This is a genomic window from Pseudomonas sp. (genome assembly GCF_050739655.1).
Classification (GTDB): Bacteria; Pseudomonadota; Gammaproteobacteria; order Pseudomonadales; family Pseudomonadaceae; genus Aquipseudomonas.
Genome location: NZ_JBOIBY010000412.1, coordinates 1 through 5,551 on the forward strand (window position 1 = coordinate 1; position 5,551 = coordinate 5,551).

Genomic DNA, 5,551 nt, shown 5'->3' on the forward strand with positions numbered 1-5,551 from the left:
GAGCCGAGCATGATCGAACGGTGGGAAATCGATTTGTCACCTGGTACGCGAATCCGACCGGACAGGCGGCCACCAGGTTGAGCCAGGAAAATCAGATCGTTGGAATTCATAGCGTCCACATAGGCCCGACGGGCCAGGATTTTACTGAAATGCTCGCGAGCAACCCGGGCGCGAGTGAAAACGCCCAATAATTGGTGCCCATCCCCTGCATCGACCGCGTCGCGCAAGGCGTCGAGGTCGCTGCGAAATGTATCGAGAGTGCGCAGGACAGCTTCGCGGTTGGCGAGGAAGATGTCGTGCCACATCACCGGGTCGCTTCCGGCGATTCTTGTGAAATCGCGGAAACCGCCCGCAGCGTAACGGAAGATCTCAAGATTTTCATTGCGCTTGGCCAACGAGTCGACCAAACCGAACGCCAGCAAGTGCGGAAGGTGGCTGGTTGCCGCCAACACTTCATCATGACGCTCGACTTGCATGTGCTCGACATCGGCACCCAATTCGCGCCAAAGCCGGTCGACGACTGCCAGGGCTGCCGGATCGGTCTGATCCAGCGGGGTCAAGATCACTTTATGGCGACGGAACAGCTCGGCATTGGAGGCTTCCACCCCGCTCTGCTCGGAACCGGCAATCGGATGACCCGGCACAAAGCGCGCCGGCATACCGCCAAACGCTTGAGTGGCGGCACGCACGACGTTGCCCTTGGCGCTGCCGACGTCAGTCAGCACGGCCTGCCCCAGGTCCATGCCAGCCAGACGGCCGAGCATTTTTTCCATGGCGAGAATCGGCACAGCCAGCTGGATCACGTCGGCGCCCTGGCAAGCAACAGCCAGGTCTTCTTCGCAGCGATCCACCACACCCAATTCAACCGCCAGCTTGCGCGACTGCGGATCGAGATCGACCCCAACCACTTCGCGGCACAGGCCACTTTCGCGCAAGCCCTTGGCAAACGAACCGCCGATCAAACCCAGACCGACCACCACCAGGCGTCCGATCACAGGTTCAGCAGATTGCAGTGCAGTGACATCAACCACGAGCCAGAACCTTGGTCAGCGCGTCAAGGAAGCGGCTGTTTTCAGCGGGCAGGCCAATGGTGATACGCAAGTGGTTCGGCATGCCGTAGTTGGCGACCGGACGCACGATCACACCCTCACGCAGCAAGCCCTGGAAGACAGGTGCCGCTTCGCGCCCCAGATCTACACAGATGAAATTGCCCTTGGAAGGAATCCAGCTCAAACCCAACTCGCGGAAACCATTTTCCAGTTGCTGCATGCCGGATTCGTTCAGGCGACGGCTTTCTGCCAGGTACTCGTCGTCTTGCAGCGAAGCGCAAGCGGCGGCCAGGGCCAGACTGTTGACGTTGAACGGCTGGCGAACACGGTTCAGCACGTCAGCCACCACAGGCGTGGACAAGGCATAACCAACACGCAGCGCCGCCAGGCCGTAAGCCTTGGAGAACGTGCGTGAAACCAGCAGGTTCGGATAAGCCGCGAGGAAATCCAGGCCGTCCGGCAGGTCGCTGCCTTCGGCGTACTCGATGTAAGCCTCATCCAGCACTACCAGTACGTGCTCCGGCACATCCTGCAGGAATTCGTCCAGTGCCTCGGCATCGAACCAGGTACCGGTCGGGTTGTTCGGGTTGGCGATGAACACTACACGGGTGCTAGCGTCGATGGCTGCTAGCATGGCTGGAAGGTCATGCCCCCAATCCTTGGCCGGAACGACCTTGGCCTGAGCGCCGACGGCCTGAGTCGCGATTGGGTAAACCGCGAAGGCGTGCTCGCTGAACACCGCGTTGAGGCCCGGCGCCAGATAGGCGCGCGCTACCAGCTCAAGGATGTCGTTGGACCCATTGCCCAACGTCACCTGATTGAGCTCGACACGGCATTGCTCAGCCAACAGGGTCTTGAGCGCGAAGCCGTTGCCGTCCGGATAACGGGTCAGCTCGGCCAGCGCGTCACGGATGGCCGCCAGTGCTTTGGGGCTGGCACCCAGCGGGTTTTCGTTGCTCGCCAGTTTGACGATGCTGGCTGGATCCAGATCCAGCTCGCGAGCCAGTTCGTCCACGGGCTTGCCCGGAACGTATGGCGAAAGTTGTTGCACGCCCGGCTGTGCCAGAGCGAGGAAATTGCCACTCATTGCTACCGCCCCTTAGAGAACTGCTTTCGGGTAGGAACCCAGCACTTTGAGTGCTACTGCTTCCTGACTGATCTTTTCCAGCACACCTTTGACCAACGGGTCGCGATGGTGGCCGACGAAGTCGATGAAGAACACGTAGGTCCATTTACCGCTGCGCGACGGACGAGTCTCGATCCGCGTCAGGTCGATGCCGTTGTCATGGAACGGCACCAGCAACTCATGCAGAGCGCCCGGCTTGTTGCTCATGGAAACGATGATCGATGTCTTGTCGTCGCCAGTCGGCGGCACTTCCTGGTTACCGATCATGAGGAAGCGCGTGGAGTTGTCCGGACGGTCTTCGATTTTCTCGGCCAGACGGGTCAACCCGTACAGACCGGCCGCCATGTCGCCGGCAATGGCCGCCGAGTTCCACTCACCCTTGACCCGCTTGGCTGCTTCGGCGTTGCTGGACACCGCCACGCGCTCGACATTCGGGTAGTGGGCGTCCAGCCACTTGCGGCACTGGGCCAGGGACTGGGCGTGGGAATAGATGCGGCTGATGCTATCGGTCTTGGTGTTTTCACCAACCAACAGGTGATGGTGAATCCGCAGCTCGACTTCGCCGCAGATCACCATGTCGTGTTCGAGGAAGCTGTCGAGGGTGTGGTTGACCGCGCCTTCGGTGGAGTTTTCCACCGGCACCACGCCAAAGTTCACTGCACCGGCTGCCACTTCACGGAACACTTCGTCGATTGCCGCCATCGGCTTGCTGATCACGGCGTGGCCGAAGTGCTTCATGGCTGCAGCTTGGGTGAAGGTGCCTTCAGGGCCGAGGTAAGCCACTTTCAGCGGCTGCTCCAGCGCCAGGCACGAAGACATGATTTCGCGGAACAGACGCGCCATCTCCTCGTTGCCCAACGGCCCCTGATTGCGCTCCATGACACGCTTGAGCACCTGAGCTTCACGCTCAGGACGATAGAACACCGGCACTTCGCCTTCGGCCAGCGAGGCCATCTTTACTCGCGCGACTTCCTGGGCGCAGCGCGCACGCTCACTGATCAATTCCAGAACTTTAGTGTCCAGAGCATCAATGCGAACGCGCAGTGCCTTGAGTTCTTGCTCAGACATTAGCCGTGTTCCTTCTCGAACTCTGCCATGTACGAAATCAGCGCGTTGACCGCGTTGATGTCGACGGCGTTATAGATGGAGGCGCGCATGCCGCCCACGGAACGGTGCCCCTTGAGGTTCAGCAGGCCACGTTCGTCGGCGCCGGCCAGGAACGGCTTGTCCAGGCGGTCGTCGGCCAGGCGGAATGGCACGTTCATCCACGAGCGATCCGACTTGTTGATCGGGTTGCTGTAGAGGCCGCTGGCGTCGATGAACTCATACAGCGTGCGCTGCTTCACGTCGTTCAACTTGGCAATGGCTTCGACACCGCCCTGCTCTTTCAGCCACTCGAACACCAGGCCGGACAGGTACCAGGCCAGGGTTGGCGGAGTGTTGTACATCGAGCCGTTATCGGCCGCGACCTTGTAGTCGAGCATGGTCGGGCACAGGGAGCGCGCCTTGCCCAGCAGGTCTTCGCGAACGATGTTCACGACGATGCCGCTCGGGCCGATGTTTTTCTGGGCGCCGGCGTAGATCATGCCGAAACGCGAAACGTCCACCGGACGCGACAGGATGTCCGAAGACATGTCGGCCACCAGCGGAACATCACCGGTTTCCGGAATCCACTGGAATTCCAGACCACCAATGGTCTCGTTCGGCGCGTAGTGAACGTAGGCCGCGTCCTTGGACAGCTTCCATTCGTTCTGGCCAGGGATGGCGAAATAGTCGTAAGGCTTGGCGGTCGCGGCAACATTGACGTGGCCGTAGCGCGAAGCTTCTTCGATGGCTTTCTGCGACCAGATACCGGTGTCGATATAGTCGGCGGTGCCGTTTTCCGGCAACAGGTTCAGCGGAATCTGCGCGAACTGCTGGCTGGCGCCACCCTGCAGGAACAGCACTTTGTAGTTCGAAGGGATATTCAGCAGATCACGCAGATCCTGCTCGGCCTTGGTGGCGATGGACACGAACTCATCGCTGCGATGGCTCATTTCCATGACCGACAGGCCCTTGCCGTGCCAATCGAGGAGTTCACCCTGGGCGCGCTGCAGGACAGCTTCGGGAAGCGCCGCAGGACCGGCACAGAAGTTATAGGCTCTCTTGCTCACATCCAATCTCGCTCTGATTTGGTGGTATCACGCAATTAATCGCATTATCAGCCGACACCGGCCCCCTACTGAAACAGGGATTTGTGGGAGCGAGCCTGCTCGCGATTGCATCACTGCGGCACATCAGACGTACCGCAGCGCCTGCATCGCTAGCAGGCTAGCTCCCACAAGGGATCTCCAGTGGTGTCGATATTTCTTTACGGACAAACAACAAGGGGGCGAATTTTCATCCGCCCCCTGCTTGCCTGCTTATTCCTGTGGTTCTTCGTCAGCGGCGGCGTCGAGTTGCTGGTCTTCGGCAACATCGTCGATCACGACATCACCCTCGAACACTGCACGCTCTTTACCTTCGAGCTCTTCACCTTCCAGCTCTTCACCCTCGACTTCCGACGGCTCCTGAACCCGCTCCAGACCGACCAGTGTTTCATCGTTGGCCAGCTTGATCAGCGTGACGCCCTGAGTGTTACGACCCAGGCTGGACACTTCGTCGACACGGGTACGCACCAGGGTGCCCTGGTCGGAAATCAGCATGATTTCCTCGCCATCGAGCACCTGAACCGCGCCGACCAGACGGCCGTTACGATCGTTGCTGACCATGGCGATAACGCCCTGACCGCCACGCTTGTACTCAGGGAACTCGGTGATCGCCGTACGCTTGCCATAACCACGCGCCGAAGCGGTGAGGATCTGGCTGCCTTCTTCAGGGATCAGCATGGAAATAAGCTTCTGACCTTCCGGCAGACGCATGCCGCGCACACCGCGGGCGGTTCGGCCCATGGCGCGAACGTCGGATTCCTTGAAGCGCGTCACCTTGCCGCCGTCGGAGAACAGCATGACCTCACGCTCGCCATCGGTGATGGCTGCGGAAATCAGCACGTCGCCTTCGTCCAGCTCCAGCGCGATCAGGCCGACGCTGCGTTGACGGCTGAACGATTCCAGCGGGGTCTTCTTCACGGTGCCGTTGGCGGTGGCCATGAAGATGTAATGACCTTCGGTGTACTCCTCGACCGGCAGCATGGTGGTGATGTATTCACCGTCATCCAGCGGCAGCAGGTTGACCAGCGGACGACCGCGGGCAGCACGGGACGCCTCAGGGATTTCGTAGGTTTTCAGCCAGTACACCTTGCCCTTGCTGGAGAACAGCAGCAGCGTGGTGTGGCTGTTGGCAACCAGCAGGTGAGCGATGTAGTCCTCATCCTTGACGCCGGTCGCCGACTTGCCTT

5 protein-coding genes are annotated in these 5,551 nt (G+C 60.3%); all 5 read right to left on the minus strand.

What is annotated here, in order from left to right:
• The coding region (locus ACRESJ_RS20210; protein ID WP_431759474.1) for a prephenate dehydrogenase/arogenate dehydrogenase family protein at positions 1-995 on the minus strand (995 nt) is incomplete at its 3' end.
• A 28-nt stretch (positions 996-1,023) separates the two neighbouring features.
• Positions 1,024-2,136, minus strand: a complete 1,113-nt coding sequence (hisC, locus tag ACRESJ_RS20215; protein ID WP_431759471.1) for a histidinol-phosphate transaminase — start codon at positions 2,134-2,136, stop codon at positions 1,024-1,026.
• 12 nt (positions 2,137-2,148) lie between these two features.
• Complete coding sequence (gene pheA / locus ACRESJ_RS20220; RefSeq protein WP_027620100.1) at positions 2,149-3,243, minus strand: prephenate dehydratase; 1,095 nt, start codon at positions 3,241-3,243, stop codon at positions 2,149-2,151.
• Entirely contained in the window at positions 3,243-4,328 is a 1,086-nt protein-coding gene (gene serC / locus ACRESJ_RS20225; protein ID WP_431759472.1) for a 3-phosphoserine/phosphohydroxythreonine transaminase, read from the minus strand. The genes pheA and serC overlap by 1 nt, the downstream gene beginning before the upstream one ends.
• Before the next feature lie 249 nt (positions 4,329-4,577).
• A partial coding sequence (locus ACRESJ_RS20230) for a DNA gyrase C-terminal beta-propeller domain-containing protein (RefSeq protein ID WP_431759473.1) occupies positions 4,578-5,551 on the minus strand: 974 nt, incomplete at its 5' end.

Excerpts from the sequence above, each read along its gene's own strand:
- pheA (WP_027620100.1), bottom strand. The coding sequence starts at position 3,243 with ATGTCTGAGCAAGAACTCAAGGCACTGCGCGTTCGCATTGATGCTCTG.
- hisC (WP_431759471.1), bottom strand. The coding sequence starts at position 2,136 with ATGAGTGGCAATTTCCTCGCTCTGGCACAGCCGGGCGTGCAACAACTT.